Origin of the sequence: Mycobacterium gordonae (genome assembly GCF_017086405.1) — a bacterium.
Classification (GTDB): Bacteria; Actinomycetota; Actinomycetes; order Mycobacteriales; family Mycobacteriaceae; genus Mycobacterium; species Mycobacterium gordonae_D.
The window spans coordinates 2,964,355-2,980,728 of sequence record NZ_CP070973.1 but is presented as its reverse complement, the minus strand read 5'-3'; the positions used below and the strand labels follow the sequence as shown (position 1 = coordinate 2,980,728).

Genomic DNA, 16,374 nt, shown 5'->3' with positions numbered 1-16,374 from the left:
AGCCGGGGTAAAGGGGCAGATGCTTGCAACGAAGAGTCGTTCACCGGAGTCAGCCCTGGTCTGGATAAGGCGGCTGGCCATGGTTCTCATCCTGGGCACCGTGGGCCTCAGCACTTCACCGCAGGCGTCGGCCGACGTGTCGTCGCTGTTGGGCGGTGCGAAATCGGCACCGGACCTCGTGGTGGACACGACCCCGGTCGAGCCGGGCGTGGTGCGCGTCGACACCGAGATTCCGAGTGCGCGAGCCACCGGCACCGGCACCGGCATCGTGTTGAGCCCCGACGGCGTCGTGCTGACCAACAACCACGTGATCAGGGGTGCCACCACCATCACGGTGTCGAACATCGGCAACGGCCAGCGTTACCCGGCAGACGTGCTCGGGTACGACCGCAAGAACGACATCGCCGTGCTGCAGCTCCGCGGCGCCAGCGGCCTGCCCGTCGCACCCACCGCCGACTCGTCGAGTGTGCGGGTCGGCGATCCGGTGACGGCCGTTGGCTTTGCCGACGGCAGAGGACTGACCCCCGCGTCGGGCAACGTCCGCGCGCTCAACCAAAGCATCGTCGCCAACGATCAACTCACCGGCAGTAGTGAGCAGCTCTCCAACCTCATCGATTTCGACGCGAATGTCCGCCCCGGCGATTCCGGCGGACCGTTGGTGGATCGTAGCGGCCGGGTTGTGGGCATCGTCACTGCCGCGTCGGAGACCTATCAGATGACCAGCACCGGTGGCTTCGCCATCCCGAGCAACCGCGCGCTGTCCGTCGCCGACTCGATCCGCTCGGGCAATTCCGCCGGCTCGGTGCACGTCGGACCCACCGGCATCCTGGGCGTCGCGGTGACCAGCGGCGGTGGTCAAGGAGGCGTTCCCGTCGCCGGGGTCCTGGGCGGCACCCCCGCCGAGGCCGCGGGCCTGCGCAGTGGTGATGTGATCACCGCGGTCGACGGCACACAGATCGCCGACGCGACCGAGCTGACCGATGTCATCGATCGGCACCGCCCCAACGACACCGTATCGGTGACCTATCTCGACGGTCAGCGAGTCAGCCGGACCGTACCGGTGGCGCTGGCGGACGGGCCGCCCAACTGACGCCCGGCTTGCCGGTCGCAGGTCTTTCGCCGACGTTCGGTAGGCTGCCCGCTATGGAATTGGCTCTACAGATCACCCTGGTGGTCACCAGCGTGCTGGTGGTGTTGCTGGTGCTGCTGCACCGCGCCAAGGGTGGCGGCCTGTCCACGCTGTTCGGTGGCGGTGTGCAGTCGAGCCTCTCCGGTTCGACGGTCGTGGAGAAGAACCTGGACCGGTTGACGCTATTCATCGTCGGCATCTGGTTGGTGTCCATCGTCGGCGTGGCCCTGCTGATCAAGTACCGCTAGTGTCTTGAGTCATTAATTACGGTCCAGCTGTTAAGCTGGGTTGTGCCCATGCCACAGGCTGCCGTGATCGTGTTGACCGATGCTGAACGTGCCGAGTTGGAGGGCTGGGCTCGGCGTCGAACTAGTGCTGCGGGGTTGGCGTTACGGTCGCGAATTGTGTTGGCGGCCGCTGACGGTGAGTCCAATTCCGACATGGCTACCCGGATGGGAATCTCACGGACAACGGTCCAGCGGTGGCGTAACCGCTTTGTTGAACAGCGCTGTGATGGGCTGCTCGACGAGCCGCGGCCGGGGAGGCCTCGGATGGTGGGCGATGGGCAGATCGAAGCGTTGATCACGGCGACGTTGGAGACCACCCCTGCCGATGCCACGCACTGGTCGACACGGTCGATGGCCACCCACCTCGGGTTGAGCCAGTCGATGGTCTCGCGGGTATGGCGCGCGTTTGGATTGGCGCCGCACAAGCAGGATTCGTGGAAACTGTCTAAGGATCCGCTGTTCGTGGAGAAGGTCCGCGACATCGTGGGGCTCTACATGGACCCGCCCGAGCGTGCCCTGGTGCTCTGCGTCGATGAGAAAACCCAGATCCAGGCGCTCAACCGGACGCAGCCGGTGTTTCCGATGCTGCCCGGTACGCCGGCGCGGGCCAGCCACGACTACGTGCGCTACGGCACGTCGAGCCTGTATGCGGCCCTGGACCTGGCCAGCGGCAAGATCATCGGCTCCCTGCACGCCCGACACCGCTCCCAGGAGTTCCTAGCCTTCCTGAAAAAGATCGACCACGAAGTGCCCGCCGACCTGGACTGCCACGTCATCCTCGACAACGCCTCAACACACAAGACCCCAGCGGTAAAGCGTTGGCTGACAACACATCCCCGGTTCGTGCTGCACTTCACCCCGACCAGCTCAAGCTGGCTCAACCTCGTCGAACGCTGGTTCGCCGAATTGACCACCAAAAAATTGCGCCGCGGCACCCACACCTCGGTCCGTCAACTCAACGCCGACATCCGCGCCTGGATCGACACCTGGAACGACAACCCCAGGCCGTACGTATGGACCAAGACCGCCGACCAAATCCTGGCCAGCATCAGCAACTACTGCACCCAAATTAATGACTCAGGACACTAGACGCCTCATGAGCCGGTGGGGAGCCCGCTGCGGGCGTCACCAGCGCTGCGCGGTACGTTTCGCTGTCGTTCACATCGGCGCTGTCGTGTTCGCACGCGGCCAACAAGTCGGGTAATTCAGGTCGGCAACGATAGTGGACTTTGGTGCCGCAGCGCCAAATTCTCGGAGCGCCCCAGAGTTCGTATTGCATTCAATTTTTCGCGGTTCAGCACACACGCGATCACCCCGTTGACCGACGCCGCAGATTGGGCTGTGGGCCTATTGGAATGCCCGAGTGATGAATTATCGTTGACCGCCATGAGTGATGCCTGGCAGCTGGGACCCGACGCCCGGAATCCACAGCAACCTGCGCTTCAGCATCAACCTGGTTGTTCGTCCTCACCGGGCCAGGGCATCGCAGTCACCGCCCGTTACTTCCCCCCTGCGATCATGATGGCCCTGTTCAAGCCGACAATACTGGTCGATGGGTATCCGGCCCCGCCTGCCCACTGGGGTCGCAATGTGGTCCCGACACGACCCGGCCCGCATCGCGTAGAAGTGCACGTCGACTACTGGTTGCCGCCACAGATGGGCCCGGCTTACACCGAGGTCGACGTCCCCGCCGGCCGCCTGGTCGAACTTGAATATAAAGTGCCGATATGGGCTTACGGCTTCGGTTCGCTCGGTCCGCCGCCGCAGAAATACAATAACGTCGGCGCCACCATCGCGACCGCGGCGATATTCGCGTTTTTCTTCATATTGATGCCGCTATTACTCGTGTTGCGCATGGTCGGTGTCTTGCCCTGATCATTGCCAACGCGTGCGCACGGCACGATCAGGGCAGCGGCCCCCCGGCAGCAATCGCCGCCAGCGTCGCGAACTGCTCCCCGTCCAGCGACGCCCCGCCGACCAGACCACCGTCGATGTCGCTCTGAGCCACCAGGTCGCCGACGTTCTTCGCGTTCACCGAGCCGCCATAGAGCACCCGCACGGACTGCGCGACCTGCGGTGAGGCCAGCGCGGCCAGTTCCTCGCGGATCGCCGCGCACACTTCCTGAGCGTCGGCCGAGCTGGCCACCCGGCCGGTGCCGATCGCCCAGACCGGTTCGTAGGCGATGACGACGTTGTCGATCTGCTCGGCCGACAGGCCGGCCAGCGAACCACGCAGCTGTTCGACATTGTGCGACACATGGTTGCCGGCTTCGCGGACTTCCAGGTGCTCGCCGATACAGACGATCGGGGTCAGCTCGTGCTTGAGCGCTGCCGCGGCCTTCGCGGCCACCAACGCGTCGTCCTCGTTGTGGTAGGTGCGACGCTCGGAATGTCCGACCACGACGAAGCTGCAGCCCAGCTTGGCCAGGAACGCCCCGCTGATCTCACCGGTGTAGGCACCGGAATCGTGCCGCGAGAGGTCCTGCGCGCCATAAGTCAGCCGCAGTTTGTCGCCGTCCACCAGGGTCTGCACGCTGCGCAGGTCGGTGAACGGCGGGATCACGGTGACGTCGACCTTGTCGAAGTACTTGTCCGGCAACGAGAATGCAATCTTCTGCACCAGGGCGATCGCCTCGAAGTGGTTAAGATTCATCTTCCAGTTGCCGGCGATCAACGGCTTGCGGCTCACGAGTCACCTCCGGTCGGCTGGGGCTCACCAAGCACCTCGATGCCCGGAAGTGATTTGCCCTCAAGGTATTCCAGCGACGCACCGCCGCCGGTGGATATGTGTGAGAACGCGTCTTCGGCAATCTTCAGGGCGCGCACCGCGGCAGCGGAGTCACCGCCGCCGACGACGCTGAACGCGCCCTTGCCGGTCGCCTTGACGATCGCCTCGGCGACACCCCGGGTGCCCTCGGCGTAGGACGGGAACTCGAAGACGCCCATCGGCCCGTTCCAGAAGACGGTCCTGGCGTTGGACAGCAACGTGGTGAACCGCTTGACCGATCCTGGGCCGATGTCCAGACCCATCAGATCATCTGGAATCTCGTTGGCAGCCACGGTTTGCGGCGGTGAATCGGCGGCGAATTCCTCGGTCACCACGATGTCCACCGGCAGCCGCAACACGTCGTGATAGGTCTCCAGCAGCCTGCTGCAGGTGTCCACCATGTCCTCTTCGAGCAGCGACTTGCCCACCGAATAGCCCTGCGCGGCAAGGAATGTGAAGCACATGCCGCCACCGATCACGATGCTGTCGGCCTTGGTGGCCAACGACTCGATCACGCCGAGTTTGTCCGACACCTTCGATCCGCCCAGCACCACCGCGTACGGCCGCTGGGTCGAGCTGGTCAACTGCTGCAGCACCTCGATCTCGTCGGCGACCAATGTGCCCGCATAGTGCGGCAACACCGTGGCGATGTCATACACCGAAGCTTGCTTACGGTGTACCACACCGAACCCGTCGGAGACGAAAGCTCCACCGGGCCAGACCAGTTCGGCAAGCTGCCGGGCCAGCGCGAGGCGTTCGCCATCGTCCTTGCTGGTCTCGCGCTTGTCGAAGCGGATGTTCTCCAGCAGCAGGATGTCACCGTCGGTAAGCCCCTCGGCGCGGGCGAGCGCGTCGGTGCCCACGACGTCCCCGGCCAATTGCACGTGCCGGCCCAGTTGCTCACCGAGCGCGGCAGCAACCGGCGCCAGTGAGTACTTGGGGTCGGGGCCATCCTTGGGGCGGCCGAGATGGGCGGTGACGACCACCTTGGCGCCTGCGTCCAACAACGCCTTCAACGTCGGCACCGATGCGGTGATCCGCCCCGGGTCGGTGATGTTGCCGTCATCGTCGAGTGGCACGTTCAGATCGGAGCGCACCAACACGCCGCGGCCCGAAACACCCTCGGCGAGCAGGTCTTTCAGAGTCGGGACGCTCACGGCTAGAGCGACTTGCCGACGAGCTTGACCAGGTCGATGAGGCGGTTGGAGTAGCCCCATTCGTTGTCGTACCAGGAGACGACCTTGGCCTGGTTGTCGATGACCTTGGTCAGCCCGGAGTCGAAGATCGAGCTGTGCGGGTCGGTGACGATGTCGCTGGAGACGATCGGGGCGTCGTAGTACTTCAGGATGTTCTTGAGCCTGCCCTCGGCAGCCGCCTTGAACGCCGCGTTGATCTCCTCCGCCGAGCCCGGCTTGGACAGTTCGACCGTCAGGTCGGTCACCGAACCGGTCGGGATCGGCACCCGCAGCGCGTACCCGTCCAGCTTGCCTCTCAGCTGAGGCATCACCAGCCCGATGGCCTTGGCCGCCCCGGTGGAGGTCGGCACGATGTTCAGCGCCGCCGCCCGTGCCCGACGCAGGTCCTTGTGGGGACCGTCTTGCAGGTTCTGATCCTGGGTGTAGGCGTGGACGGTGGTCATCAGCCCCTTGACGATGCCGAACTCGTCATCGAGGACCTTGGTGACCGGCGCCAGGCAGTTGGTGGTGCACGAGGCGTTGGAGATGATGTTCTGGCTGCCGTCGTACTTGTCGTCGTTGACCCCGAGCACGATGGTGATGTCTTCATCGGTGGCCGGGGCGGAGATGATCACCTTCTTGGCCCCGGCATCCAGGTGGCCCTTGGCCTTGGCGGCGTTGGTGAACAGACCGGTGGACTCGACCACCACGTCGACGCCCAGCTCACCCCAGGGCAGCGCCGCGGGTCCCTCCCGCACCGCCAGCGCCTTGATCTTGGCGGGGCCCACCACGATGGTGTCCTCACCTTCCAGGCTCACGTCATAGGGCAGCCGTCCGAGGATCGAGTCGAACTTCAACAGATGCGCCAGGGTGTGGTTGTCGGTGATGTCATTGACGGCCACGATCTCAATCGCGGCATCGGAAGCCGCCAGGCCCTGCTCCTGCTGAGCCAACAGGGCTCGGTAGAAGTTGCGTCCGATTCGACCAAAGCCGTTGATGCCAACTCGGACCGTCACGTGTCTCTCCTCTTCCTTGTGTCCGCTGGTAAGCGCTCGCCGTCAGCCTAGATCAGTGCACAATCCACGGCGCGGCCTGACCGGCGGCGGCGTTGTCATTTACCCGGCACAACGTTCGACAAGGGGTTAAACCTTCCCGAACGTCACCATTTGGAAACGGCACGGTGCGGCACCGTTTGTCTCTTGGATCGGCGTCTGACAATCAACCCGGTCGTCGGGATACGACCCGACGGATCTGCTGGAGCGCGAATGAAGGAGCTGACGTTGATGACGATCTTCGATCGATTCAACCTCAAGGTGTTTGCTGCCGCCGCGGGGGTGTGCGGGGCCGCATTGTCGCTGAGTCCGACTGCGGCAGCGGTGCCGCTGAAGACCGGTGGCCACGCGTGCATCCAGGGAATGTCGGGTACGGCCGGCGGAGCCGAAGGCGCCCCCGCTGCAATCCCCGGAGCCGCAGGCGCGGCGGGCGCGGGCGGAGTACCGGTGTGCTGCGCTTACGGCGGCCCGGCCGCGGCCGGTGGCGCTGGGGCCGCGGGTGGAGCCGCGGGCGCAGGTGGAGCACCGGCCGGGGCGCCGGCGACCCCCGCCGGTGGACCGGCGCCCACGGAGAACTGCGGCCCGGCCAGCGCTCCTATCACCGGCATGTCCGGTGTCGGTGCTCCGGTCGTGGTGCCTGGACCGGTGGGCGCCGCAGCCGTGCCGGCAGTCGCTCCGGTGGTGGTTCCCGGGCCGGTGGCGGCACCCGTACCCATCGGCGCACCCGTACCCATCGGCGCACCCGTACCCATCGGCGCACCCGTACCCATCGGCGCACCCGTACCCATCGGCGCACCCGTACCCATCGGCGCACCCGTACCCATCGGCGCACCCGTACCCATCGGCGCACCCGTACCCATCGGCGCACCCGTACCCATCGGCGCACCCGTACCCATCGGCGCACCGGTCCCCGTCGCCGGACCGGTCCCCGTCGGCGCCCCCGTACCGGCGGGTGCACCGGTTGGCGCTCCGATCACCACCATGTCCGGGACGGGCAAAGGCGACCCGACCGGGCCGGCGCCGGCAGGTGGGCCCGTAGCCGGCCAGCCCCTGCCGGCCGGCCCAGGCGGGGCCGCGGGCTGACGCCGGCGAGGCTGCGGGCTGACGCCGCCGGGCAGGGATTCAGTCAGGTGGTGCGCAACCACCGCAACGCAGATTCGGCGGCGTGGTAACCGCACAATCCGTGGATTCCGGCTCCCGGCGGCGCGGACTGTGAGCACAGAAAGACCCCCGGCACGCCGATCCGATACGGGTCGACCGCGATGCGCGGCCGAAACAGGATCTGCAACCTGTCGTTGGCGCCACCGATGATGTCGCCGCCGATGTAACTGGCGTTGTGGGCTTCCAGCTCGGCGGTGCTGGTACTTACCGTGGCAACGATGCGCTCGCGGAATCCGGGGGCGAACCGCTCGATCTGGTCGACGATCGCCGCGGTCGCGTCACCGGTGTAGCCGAACGGTACGTGCGCGTAGGCGTAGATCGGGTTGATGTTGCCCGCCGAACGCGACCTGTCGGCCAGGTACTGCTGCCCGAGCAACACGAACGGGCGCTCGACCATGGTGCCTTGCGCTCGACGGCGTTCGGTGTCGGCGATCTCCTCGAAGCCGCCGCCAAGATGCACCGTGCCCGCGCGGGCGCAGTCGGGATTGGTCCACGGAATGTCGCCCTCGATCGCGAAGTCCACCTTGAACGCCGAGGACCCTTCGCGATAGCGGCGGTAGGACCGTGTGATGCGGGTTGGCATGGCGTCGCCGTAGATGGCCAGCACCTGGGCGGGGCTCAGGTCGAGCATGACGATGTCGGCGTTGGGGATGTCGCGCCGACTGGTCACCTTAACCCCGGTGGTGACCCGTCCACCTTCGGCGTCCAAGGCTGCGCTCAGAGCTTTGGTGATCGCCCCCGATCCGCCTTCGGCGACCGGCCAGCCGTAACGGTGTCCGCTGGCCAGGATCATCAACCCGAGTGAGGCCGTCAGCGGACGGTCGAGCCGGGTGAAGGCGTGCGCGGCCGCGCCGCCGTAGAGGGCCCGCGCCTGCTCGGTGCGGAAGTAGCCAGCCACCACGGTGGCGGGCAGCACCGCGCGCGGACCGAACAGCGCGAGCCGGACGGGGTGACGCGGGATGTTGATGACGGGACGCAGCAGGTCATCGGCCAGGTCGTCGAAGCCTTTGGCGAGTCCGCCGACGGCGGCGCGCCAGCGGAGCCGGTCGGCGCCCAGTCCCTTGGCCGTCTTGGCCACCGACTGGTACAGCATCCCGGCGGATCCGTCGTCGAGCGGGTGAGCGCAGTCCGCCTCCGGCCACTTCCAGGTCAGCCCGTAACTCTCGAGTTCGATCTCCTGCCAGAACGGTGATCCGACACCCAGGGGATGAAAGGCCGAGCAGTAGTCGTGGATGACGCCGGGCACCGTCAGTTCGCCAGAACGCACTCCCCCTCCGATGGTGTCCTGGGCTTCCAGGACATGCACGTCGATGCCCTGCCGGGCGAGATGGATCGCCGCGGCCATACCATTGGGCCCGGCGCCGACGATGATCGCTTTCGTCATGAGGTGCCGTGGACGACGGGCTCCGTCGTGACGTGCACCGGGAACTCGTCGCCCGGCGCCGGCCACGGTTGGCGGGTCAGCATCTCGCGGACGTCGACGTAGCCGGATTCGATGAGACCGGTCTTGGCGTCGACGATTCGGTACCACTGTTTCTGAATGTGGATCGGCTGACCTTCCAGGACGATGACGCGGACGTCACCGTCCTCAAAGCTGCAGCGCCGTTGTAGCGCTTCCAACAACTGCTCGTTGTGCAGGTGACCTTCACCGAAGTTCCACCCGACCAGGGGTCCGGCCACGATCTCGCCGTCTCGCACGCTGTAGTCGGCTTCGTTCTCGATTGCCCGGGGCAGTAGGCCGTTGAGGGCACGTCCGTGGGTGTGCATGGCGCGGAACGCCCCCACCTTGTCCGACATCACCTCGGCGGTTGCCGCGCCGTACAGCTTGGTGAGCTGATTGACAACCAGCGCAGAGCTTTTCACTACGTTGGCTTCGATCTTGTCCTCGGCGCCGGTGCGGAAGCACCAGGTGCTGGTCGCCCAGTTGCCGGCGTAGTAGCGCATCGAGGGCAGAAACGAAATCTTCTCGGGGAACATGTTTCCCACGATGACGACGACGACTGCGATCGCGATGAGCGCCAACAGCAGCGGCGATCTCAGCTCGGTGGCGCCGATCGCGCCGTAATGCCCGAACAAATAGAACAGCGAGAACATGAAGAATACGTTCCACTCCAACGGAACCCCCATCGGGAGGTTGGACAGGATGTTGAGGTGGAACAACACCATGAATCCGATCAGGAACCACCGCCACGGATGATCGCCGGCGAAGAACACCAGCACCGTGGGAACGATGAATTCCGCTGTGGTGCCACCGACGTGGGCCATCAGCTTCGGTAGCCAGGTGGGGCGAAGATCGTCAACGTGGTCGCGGTAGAGCAGGTGCTTGACCGGGAGGAAGAGACGGCTGCGCAGGAGCGCGTTGTTGCTCGTCATCACGGCCACCACGTAAGGGAAGTGGTGGTTGAGCTTGGACGTCGCCGCTCCCCACCACAGGCACAGCATGATGATCTTGAACGCCGCGATCTGGTCGGTGAACGGGAAGAAGAACACGAACAACTTCAGCCAGTAATGTTCGCCGCGGGCGGCCAGGAAGATCGTCTTGTCACGCAGGCCCAGCAACGCGAGCGCGACGATCGTGGGGATGACCAGCACCGGGTCGATCAGACCGACGTCACCGCCGCCCGTCACCGGCCCGCCGTGCCCCGGGGACACCAGCGCCCACACCGCACCGCCCAGCACGATCGCGTACAGCACGACGTCGACGATGCCGCGCGAATCGCCGCGCGTGAAAGGCACCTTGTCCGGCCAGGCCGGCAGGCGAATTGTCTTGGGACGCAACCAGTACAGGACACCACCGATCGGCGGCATGAAGCGTCCGGTGAGCGGCCCGGAGCCACAACCCAGGCCGAGGACCTCGAACAGCAGGGTGAAGATGATGACCTTCTGGTACACGATCGGTTGCGTCCACCAGTCGCCGATGTGACTCAGCCCGCCCAGACCGGGTGTCAGTCCGATGATGGCCGCCGGAGCCGCGACGTACAGGCCGATCTTGAGTAGGTACAGCAGGTACACCGCGTACGGCGTTCCGAAGCCGTTCTCCGCCCAGTGCCGGGTGACGACCTGCAGTCGCTTTGCCCGGGGCAGGGTCAGCCAGGTGTCATGATCGACATCGGGAAGGTCCGGTGAGATGAATCCCATGGCTGGCCTCGTTCCAGGAGGAATCTGTCTGGCCCGTCCAATCTATCGGCACCACCCGACCGTGGTGTAGACCTACCCGAGCGGGTTTCGTAACTTACTGCGGTGCAATGCAATTCGTGCTCGGCCGGCCCGGCGGCAGCACCGCCGCCGGGAAGCCCGCCAGCGGCAATGCCATCCGCGTGACCCCTCATCACACACGGATGGCTTGCCCGCTGGGACCCCCGCCGACTTGTCGCGGTCGAGCAGTTCGCGCAGGAGGTTTCGGTCCTGACGTTGCATGCCCAGAAACCGCCGGAGCTCACGCACCTGATCTGGGCGACCCTGCTGTTCAGCGACGACGATCGCCCGCTGATAGATGTCCATCTGCAGATTGGTCCGCTTACAGATCTGAGTGATCAGCCGCAACGCGCAATCGGCCTGGCTGCTGTTGGCGGCGGGCCGGTCCATGTCTGCCTCTTTCGGTTGGCGGTTGACGTGGGCAAACGCTAACTCGCAGGGACCGCCGACCGGCTATGCGCTGAGACCGAATCTGTCGATTACTTTTGTGCCCGCAGCACAGCCGGCGCCATCCATCGGCAGGCCTCTAGCGCGGTCTGGACCTTGAACACCGCGTCGGGATCATCGAAGTTCTGCCCGCAAAGTTCCATCGCTTGCCCGACCCTGTACTGAATTGTGTTGCGGTGCAATATCATTGCTTCGGCGGTGGCGACAAAACTGCGGTTGCGGATCAGGAATTCGCGCAGAGTCTCGCGCAGCCACTCGTTGCGCTCACCGGCGCCGGCGAGGTCGCCCAGCGTGTCGGCCACGAAGCGCCGCAATTCGTCCACGTCGCCGGCCATCAACGCCACCGGCGCCACGTCGTCGTAGCAGACGACCGGCCTGCTGTGGCGGTCTCCGCCGGCCAGTACCACCGTCTTCACCAGCTCGGCCTGTTTCATTGTGGCCCGGAAGCCACGCAGTCCGTGGCCGAACCGGCCGCACGCCACCCGCGCCCCGATGCTCGCCGATTCGAATGCGCTTGGGATGCTGCACAGGTCGGCTGCACCGCCGACCGAGAACCACAGCCGCGCCTCACGTTCGTCGGTCGGCACCAGCAGCGATCGGCCGGCCGCGTCCAGTTCGGCCGCCATCAAGCAGCGCACCTCGTCAAACCGAGCGACCACCTGGTCGATGGGCACCGTGTCGTCGACCCACACCACGGCCGCGACGTGGCGCCCGTCCAGCCCATAGCGCAGCACCTTCTCGGCGCGCTGCACGTCGACCGGGGTCCCGGCCAGCACCTCGCTGACCCAGTGCTGCTGCAGACCGCTACGCCGGCTCAGCCAGCGGTCGTGCTCCTCCTCGTAGGCCAGGATCAGCTGATCGGCCACCAGGTCGATGACGCGGGCCGAGCGATTCACCAGGTCGATGATCGTGGGCACCTGCTGCTGCGGCTCCAACAGCGACACGTACTGCATCGCCACTTCCAGGAACCGCGCATGTCCCAGTCGATGCGCCCGAACCAGTGGCGCCAGCGGGATGTCCCGCTGTGCGGACGCCCGCGCGTAGGCAAGCGCGGCGGGGGGCGCCTCGAGCAGCGCCGTCGGCGCATCCCGTTCCAGGTAATGCACCGCGGCGACGAAGTTCTCGGTGAGGCTCGCGTGCCACAGGTCCATCATTCGCGGGTCGTGTTTGAGCCCTTGGATCTCGCCTCTCATCATGTCGAACAGCTCGGTGGTGAAAGTGTCGCGAATCGCGTCCATCTGCCGGGCGATCAACGCGACGCACCCGGAACCCACCACATTTCCCGCTTCGGCCACCCTGAGAGTCCCTTCTGCAGCAGCGTGAACCTGGAACCAAGCACACTGTGCACCTTCGGCGGCTTCCACGGGAGGCTTTCGGTCACGATGCCGGCACACAACCGCGGGGGCGGTCGCTACGATCTGAGGGATTCGACGGCAAGGGAGCCTCAGTGAGCAACGACAACGAAGACCCGGAACGGGGCGATATCGGGAAGTTCGATCCGGGCATGACCCGGCGCATGATCAGCGTCATGCGGCCGGTCTTGAAGACCTACTTCCGGTCGGAGGTGCATGGCCTCGATGGGTTCCCGCCTGGCGGGGCGTTGGTTGTCGCCAACCACTCCGGCGGTCAATTCCCGATGGACGTCCCGATCTTCAGCACTGACTTCTACGACAAGTTCGGCTACGACCGCCCGGTGCTGACGCTGAGCCACGACATCCTGTTCATGGGCCCGACGGCGGACTTTTTCCGCAAGACCGGCTACATCCGGGCCAACCGGGAGAACGCGGCCGCGGCACTGCGCTCCGGAGGGGTGGTCGTCGTCTTCCCGGGCGGCGACTACGACGCCTACCGGCCGACGTCGGTGGAGAACGTCATCGACTTCAATGGCCGCAAGGGATACGTCCGCACCGCGATCGAAGCGGGAGTCCCCATCGTGCCGATGGTGGGTATCGGCGGTCAGGAGACTCAGCTGTACCTCACCCGCGGCACCTGGCTGGCCCGAAATCTAGGCATCAAAAAGCTCCTGCGCAGCGACATCCTGCCGCTTTCCTTCGGATTCCCCTTCGGGTTCAGCGCCGCCATCCCGCCCAATGTCCCGCTGCCGGCCAAGATCAAGATGCAGGTGCTCAAACCTATCGACATCGCAGCACAATTCGGCGATGACCCGGATGTCGACAAAGTCGACGAGTATGTCCGGTCAGTCATGCAAGAGGGGCTCAACGAGCTCGCCGCCAAGCGTCGATTCCCGATTGTGGGCTGAGCCATGGCATCTCGTCTTGAAGAGATTCGCGGCGTGCTCGCCACCCTGCGCCGTGCGGGCATGATCGCGCCGATGCGGCCCGACCGCTATATGCGAGTGGCCGTCGCGATGGCCCGTGAAGGAATCGGTTTCACCGCCGGCTTCGCCGGTGCGGCGCAACGCTGCCCCGACCGGCCCGGGCTGATCGACGAACTCGGCACCCTGACATGGCGACAGATGGACCAGCGCGGCGACGCATTCGCCGCCGCGCTGCAGGCCCAACCGGGCGGACCACCCAAGGTGGTCGGCATCATGTGCCGCAATCACCGCGGGTTCATCGACGCGCTATTGGCGGCGAACCGGGTCGGCGCCGATGTCCTGCTGCTCAACACCTCTTTCGCCGGCCCCGCGCTGGCCGAGGTGGTCAGCCGCGAGGGCGTCGACGCGATCGTCTACGACGAGGAGTTCACCCCGACGGTGGATCGGGCGCTGGCGGACGCGCCGAACGCGACCCGGATCGTGGCGTGGGCCGACGAACCGCACGAGGTGACCGTCGAGAAGCTCATCAAAGCCCACACCGGCCAACGGCCCCAGCGCACCGGCGGCAAGAGCAAGCTGATCCTGCTCACCTCCGGAACCACCGGAACACCCAAGGGCGCCAAACATTCCGGCGGCAACGGCGGGATCAAGACGCTCAAGGGTGTGCTGGACCGGACGCCATGGCGGGCCGAGGAGCCCATCGTGATCGTGGCGCCGATGTTCCATGCGTGGGGCTTCTCCCAGCTGGTGCTGGCTTCCTCGCTGGCCTGCACCGTGGTCACCCGGCGCAAGTTCGATCCCGAAGCGACGCTGGCCCTGATCGACCGCCATCAGGCGACCGGCCTCGCGGTGGTGCCGGTGATGTTCGACCGGATCATGGAACTGCCCGACGAGGTCCGGAATCGGTACAGCTGCAAGTCGTTACGTTTCGCCGCGGCGTCGGGTTCGCGGATGCGGCCCGACGTCGTCATCGCCTTCATGGACCAGTTCGGCGACGTGATCTACAACAACTACAACGCCACCGAGGCGGGGATGATCGCAACCGCCACTCCGGCGGATCTGCGCGCCGCACCGGATACCGCGGGCAAGCCGGCCGACGGAACCCAGATTCGAATTCTGGACTCGGATTTCCAGGAAGTGCCCACCGGCGAGGTCGGCACCATCTACGTGCACAACGGCAGCCAGTTCGATGGCTATACCTCCGGCAAGACCAAGGACTTTCACGCCGGCTATATGTCTTCGGGTGACGTCGGATACCTCGACACGAACGGCCGGCTGTTCGTGGTGGGGCGCGACGACGAGATGATCGTGTCCGGCGGTGAGAACATCTACCCGATCGAGGTGGAGAAGACGCTGGCGGCCCACCCGGACGTCGCCGAAGCCTCGGTGATCGGCGTCGACGACGAACAGTACGGCCAACGGTTGTCGGCGTTCGTAGTGCTCGAGCCGGGTGCCGCTGCGACGGTCGAGACGCTCAAGCAGCACGTGCGGGACAACCTCGCCAACTACAAAGTGCCGCGCGAGATCACCGTGCTCGACGAGCTTCCCCGCGGCAGCACCGGCAAGATTCTGCGCAATGAACTCAAGGCCCGGGTGAGCGGCTCATGAACGCCCGGCGCGTGCTGCGGCAGCTGCGCCGGCCCCGGCCACTGACCCGGGCAACGGTGGAACTCGTCAACGCCGCCAACGGATTACGCCCGATCACCCGCAACCCGTATGCGTCGCCGACGGTGTTCTGGTTCGGCTGGCCCACGTCAGAGGTGCCGGGCCTGTACGCTTCGGTGTCCGCGCTGGACGCCGTGCGTCGCGGTCGACGCGGCGACTTCGCCGGTCTGAAAGGAAAGGTTGCGCTGGCGTTGACCGCGGCGTCCTGGGCGATCCTGGCTGTCATCCGATACCGCGGAATAACAACTTCGGGACCGATTTTGGAAGCAGGGCTGACCGAGCAGCTCGGGCCTGACTACACCGATCAACTCAAAGACCTGCCCACCGAACCGACCCGGCGGGGACGACGAAATCCGCCGCTGCGCACCACGGTGGCGCGGCGCCGCTTCGTCGACAAGCAGAACATCGTCTCCTACGGACCCCACGGACGGGCGAACCTGGCCGACATCTGGCGCCGCCGCGACCTGCCAATGGACGGCAAAGCGCCTGTCCTGCTGCAGATTCCCGGTGGAGCATGGATGATCGGGTGGCGTCGACCGCAGGCGTATCCCCTGATGAGCCACCTCGTTTCGCGGGGCTGGGTCTGCGTGTCGATGAACTACCGGGTGTCGCCGTGGCACACCTGGCCGGCCCACATCGTCGACGTCAAGCGGGCGCTGGCGTGGGTCAAGGAGAACATCGCGGCCTACGGCGGAGACCCGAACTTCGTTGCGCTGAGCGGTGGTTCGGCCGGCGGACACCTGACTGCCCTGGCGGCTCTGACTCCCAACGAGCCCAAGTTCCAGCCCGGCTTCGAAGACGCCGATACCTCGGTGATGGCGGCCGTGCCGTTCTACGGTCGCTACGACTGGTACTCCACCGACGCTCCGGGACGCGAGCAGTTCGTGCAGGTCCTCGAACGATTGGTGGTGAAGCACAAACTCGACACCCATCGGGAAATCTACGAAGAGGCCTCGCCACTGCGGTATGTGCATGTGGACGCGCCACCGTTCTTCGTCCTGCACGGGACCGACGACTCCCTGATCCCGGTCGCCGAGGCGCGGGAGTTCGTCGACGAGTTGCGTTCGGTGTCGAAGGCTCCGGTCGCCTACGCCGAGCTGCCCAATGCCCAGCATGCCTTCGACATTTTCGGGTCGCCGCGCGCGAACAAAGCCGCGGAGGCAGTCGCCCGGTTCTTGTCCTGGGTCTATGTGACGAACTACTCCAACGACCGTTAGG

Annotated in this window: 15 protein-coding genes; 8 read left to right on the top strand and 7 right to left on the bottom strand. The window is 65.7% G+C overall.

All coding sequences use genetic code 11. From position 1 onward, the window contains the following. Nucleotides 1-79: 79 nt before the first annotated feature. The 4 genes from JX552_RS12820 (at nucleotide 80) to JX552_RS12805 (ending at nucleotide 3,291) form a co-directional block, all read left to right on the top strand. Nucleotides 80-1,090 carry a S1C family serine protease gene (locus JX552_RS12820; protein WP_241011020.1) on the top strand — a complete coding sequence of 337 codons (1,011 nt, stop codon included), beginning with the start codon at nucleotides 80-82 and terminating at the stop codon, nucleotides 1,088-1,090. A gap of 53 nt (nucleotides 1,091-1,143) precedes the next feature. Further along, complete coding sequence (secG, locus tag JX552_RS12815) at nucleotides 1,144-1,377, top strand: preprotein translocase subunit SecG (protein ID WP_205877752.1); 234 nt, start codon at nucleotides 1,144-1,146, stop codon at nucleotides 1,375-1,377. Between the two features lie 42 nt (nucleotides 1,378-1,419). Next, the gene (locus JX552_RS12810; protein ID WP_205876017.1) at nucleotides 1,420-2,505 is read left to right on the top strand and encodes an IS630 family transposase; all 1,086 of its coding nucleotides are present in this window, start codon (nucleotides 1,420-1,422) and stop codon (nucleotides 2,503-2,505) included. Nucleotides 2,506-2,802: 297 nt separating this feature from the next. Next, nucleotides 2,803-3,291, top strand: coding sequence for a hypothetical protein (locus JX552_RS12805; RefSeq protein ID WP_241011019.1), 489 nt, complete (start codon nucleotides 2,803-2,805; stop codon nucleotides 3,289-3,291). Nucleotides 3,292-3,319: 28 nt separating this feature from the next. Here JX552_RS12805 and tpiA read toward each other — a convergent pair whose 3' ends face one another. From tpiA to gap, 3 genes are read right to left on the bottom strand one after another with little or no spacing between them, the layout of a single operon-like run. Beyond that, entirely contained in the window at nucleotides 3,320-4,105 is a 786-nt protein-coding gene (tpiA, locus tag JX552_RS12800) for a triose-phosphate isomerase (RefSeq protein ID WP_205877751.1), read from the bottom strand. Continuing rightward, nucleotides 4,102-5,340 carry a phosphoglycerate kinase gene (locus JX552_RS12795; protein WP_205877750.1) on the bottom strand — a complete coding sequence of 413 codons (1,239 nt, stop codon included), beginning with the start codon at nucleotides 5,338-5,340 and terminating at the stop codon, nucleotides 4,102-4,104. Before JX552_RS12795 ends, tpiA begins: the two co-directional genes overlap by 4 nt. Before the next feature lie 2 nt (nucleotides 5,341-5,342). Then, complete coding sequence (gene gap / locus JX552_RS12790) at nucleotides 5,343-6,374, bottom strand: type I glyceraldehyde-3-phosphate dehydrogenase (protein WP_205877749.1); 1,032 nt, start codon at nucleotides 6,372-6,374, stop codon at nucleotides 5,343-5,345. A 267-nt stretch (nucleotides 6,375-6,641) separates the two neighbouring features. On the opposite strand from gap, the gene JX552_RS12785 reads away from it, so the two are divergent. Then, nucleotides 6,642-7,493: a beta-xylosidase gene (locus tag JX552_RS12785; RefSeq protein WP_205877748.1), complete on the top strand. Its 852-nt coding sequence runs from the start codon at nucleotides 6,642-6,644 to the stop codon at nucleotides 7,491-7,493. Nucleotides 7,494-7,536: 43 nt separating this feature from the next. Here the strand turns inward: JX552_RS12785 and JX552_RS12780 are convergent, their stop codons facing one another. The 4 genes from JX552_RS12780 to JX552_RS12765 all read right to left on the bottom strand — a co-directional run bounded on the left by JX552_RS12780 (nucleotide 7,537) and on the right by JX552_RS12765 (nucleotide 12,508). Further along, nucleotides 7,537-8,955 (bottom strand): phytoene desaturase family protein, encoded by a 1,419-nt coding sequence (locus tag JX552_RS12780; RefSeq protein WP_205877747.1) that lies wholly within the window; start codon nucleotides 8,953-8,955, stop codon nucleotides 7,537-7,539. After that, nucleotides 8,952-10,709: a DUF3556 domain-containing protein gene (locus tag JX552_RS12775; RefSeq protein WP_205877746.1), complete on the bottom strand. Its 1,758-nt coding sequence runs from the start codon at nucleotides 10,707-10,709 to the stop codon at nucleotides 8,952-8,954. The genes JX552_RS12780 and JX552_RS12775 overlap by 4 nt, the downstream gene beginning before the upstream one ends. Before the next feature lie 72 nt (nucleotides 10,710-10,781). Then, a complete protein-coding gene (locus JX552_RS12770) occupies nucleotides 10,782-11,156 on the bottom strand; it encodes a hypothetical protein (RefSeq protein ID WP_205877745.1) in 375 nt (124 codons plus the stop codon). Between the two features lie 89 nt (nucleotides 11,157-11,245). Continuing rightward, nucleotides 11,246-12,508 carry a PucR family transcriptional regulator gene (locus JX552_RS12765; RefSeq protein ID WP_205877744.1) on the bottom strand — a complete coding sequence of 421 codons (1,263 nt, stop codon included), beginning with the start codon at nucleotides 12,506-12,508 and terminating at the stop codon, nucleotides 11,246-11,248. Between the two features lie 209 nt (nucleotides 12,509-12,717). Here JX552_RS12765 and JX552_RS12760 point away from each other — a divergent pair, with 209 nt between their 5' ends. Genes JX552_RS12760 through JX552_RS12750 form a run of 3 tightly spaced genes read left to right on the top strand, consistent with a single transcriptional unit; the run spans nucleotide 12,718 to nucleotide 16,373 of the window. After that, complete coding sequence (locus JX552_RS12760) at nucleotides 12,718-13,473, top strand: 1-acyl-sn-glycerol-3-phosphate acyltransferase (RefSeq protein ID WP_205878401.1); 756 nt, start codon at nucleotides 12,718-12,720, stop codon at nucleotides 13,471-13,473. A 3-nt stretch (nucleotides 13,474-13,476) separates the two neighbouring features. Continuing rightward, nucleotides 13,477-15,099: an acyl-CoA ligase FadD12 gene (gene fadD12, locus JX552_RS12755; RefSeq protein WP_205877743.1), complete on the top strand. Its 1,623-nt coding sequence runs from the start codon at nucleotides 13,477-13,479 to the stop codon at nucleotides 15,097-15,099. Then, nucleotides 15,096-16,373, top strand: coding sequence for an alpha/beta hydrolase (locus JX552_RS12750; protein ID WP_205877742.1), 1,278 nt, complete (start codon nucleotides 15,096-15,098; stop codon nucleotides 16,371-16,373). Before fadD12 ends, JX552_RS12750 begins: the two co-directional genes overlap by 4 nt. Nucleotide 16,374 lies beyond the last annotated feature (1 nt).

Excerpts from the sequence above, each read along its gene's own strand:
- JX552_RS12820 (WP_241011020.1), top strand. The coding sequence starts at position 80 with ATGGTTCTCATCCTGGGCACCGTGGGCCTCAGCACTTCACCGCAGGCG.
- secG (WP_205877752.1), top strand. The coding sequence starts at position 1,144 with ATGGAATTGGCTCTACAGATCACCCTGGTGGTCACCAGCGTGCTGGTG.
- JX552_RS12805 (WP_241011019.1), top strand. The coding sequence starts at position 2,803 with ATGAGTGATGCCTGGCAGCTGGGACCCGACGCCCGGAATCCACAGCAA.
- JX552_RS12785 (WP_205877748.1), top strand. The coding sequence starts at position 6,642 with ATGACGATCTTCGATCGATTCAACCTCAAGGTGTTTGCTGCCGCCGCG.
- JX552_RS12780 (WP_205877747.1), bottom strand. The coding sequence starts at position 8,955 with ATGACGAAAGCGATCATCGTCGGCGCCGGGCCCAATGGTATGGCCGCG.
- JX552_RS12775 (WP_205877746.1), bottom strand. The coding sequence starts at position 10,709 with ATGGGATTCATCTCACCGGACCTTCCCGATGTCGATCATGACACCTGG.
- JX552_RS12770 (WP_205877745.1), bottom strand. The coding sequence starts at position 11,156 with ATGGACCGGCCCGCCGCCAACAGCAGCCAGGCCGATTGCGCGTTGCGG.
- JX552_RS12760 (WP_205878401.1), top strand. The coding sequence starts at position 12,718 with ATGACCCGGCGCATGATCAGCGTCATGCGGCCGGTCTTGAAGACCTAC.
- fadD12 (WP_205877743.1), top strand. The coding sequence starts at position 13,477 with ATGGCATCTCGTCTTGAAGAGATTCGCGGCGTGCTCGCCACCCTGCGC.
- JX552_RS12750 (WP_205877742.1), top strand. The coding sequence starts at position 15,096 with ATGAACGCCCGGCGCGTGCTGCGGCAGCTGCGCCGGCCCCGGCCACTG.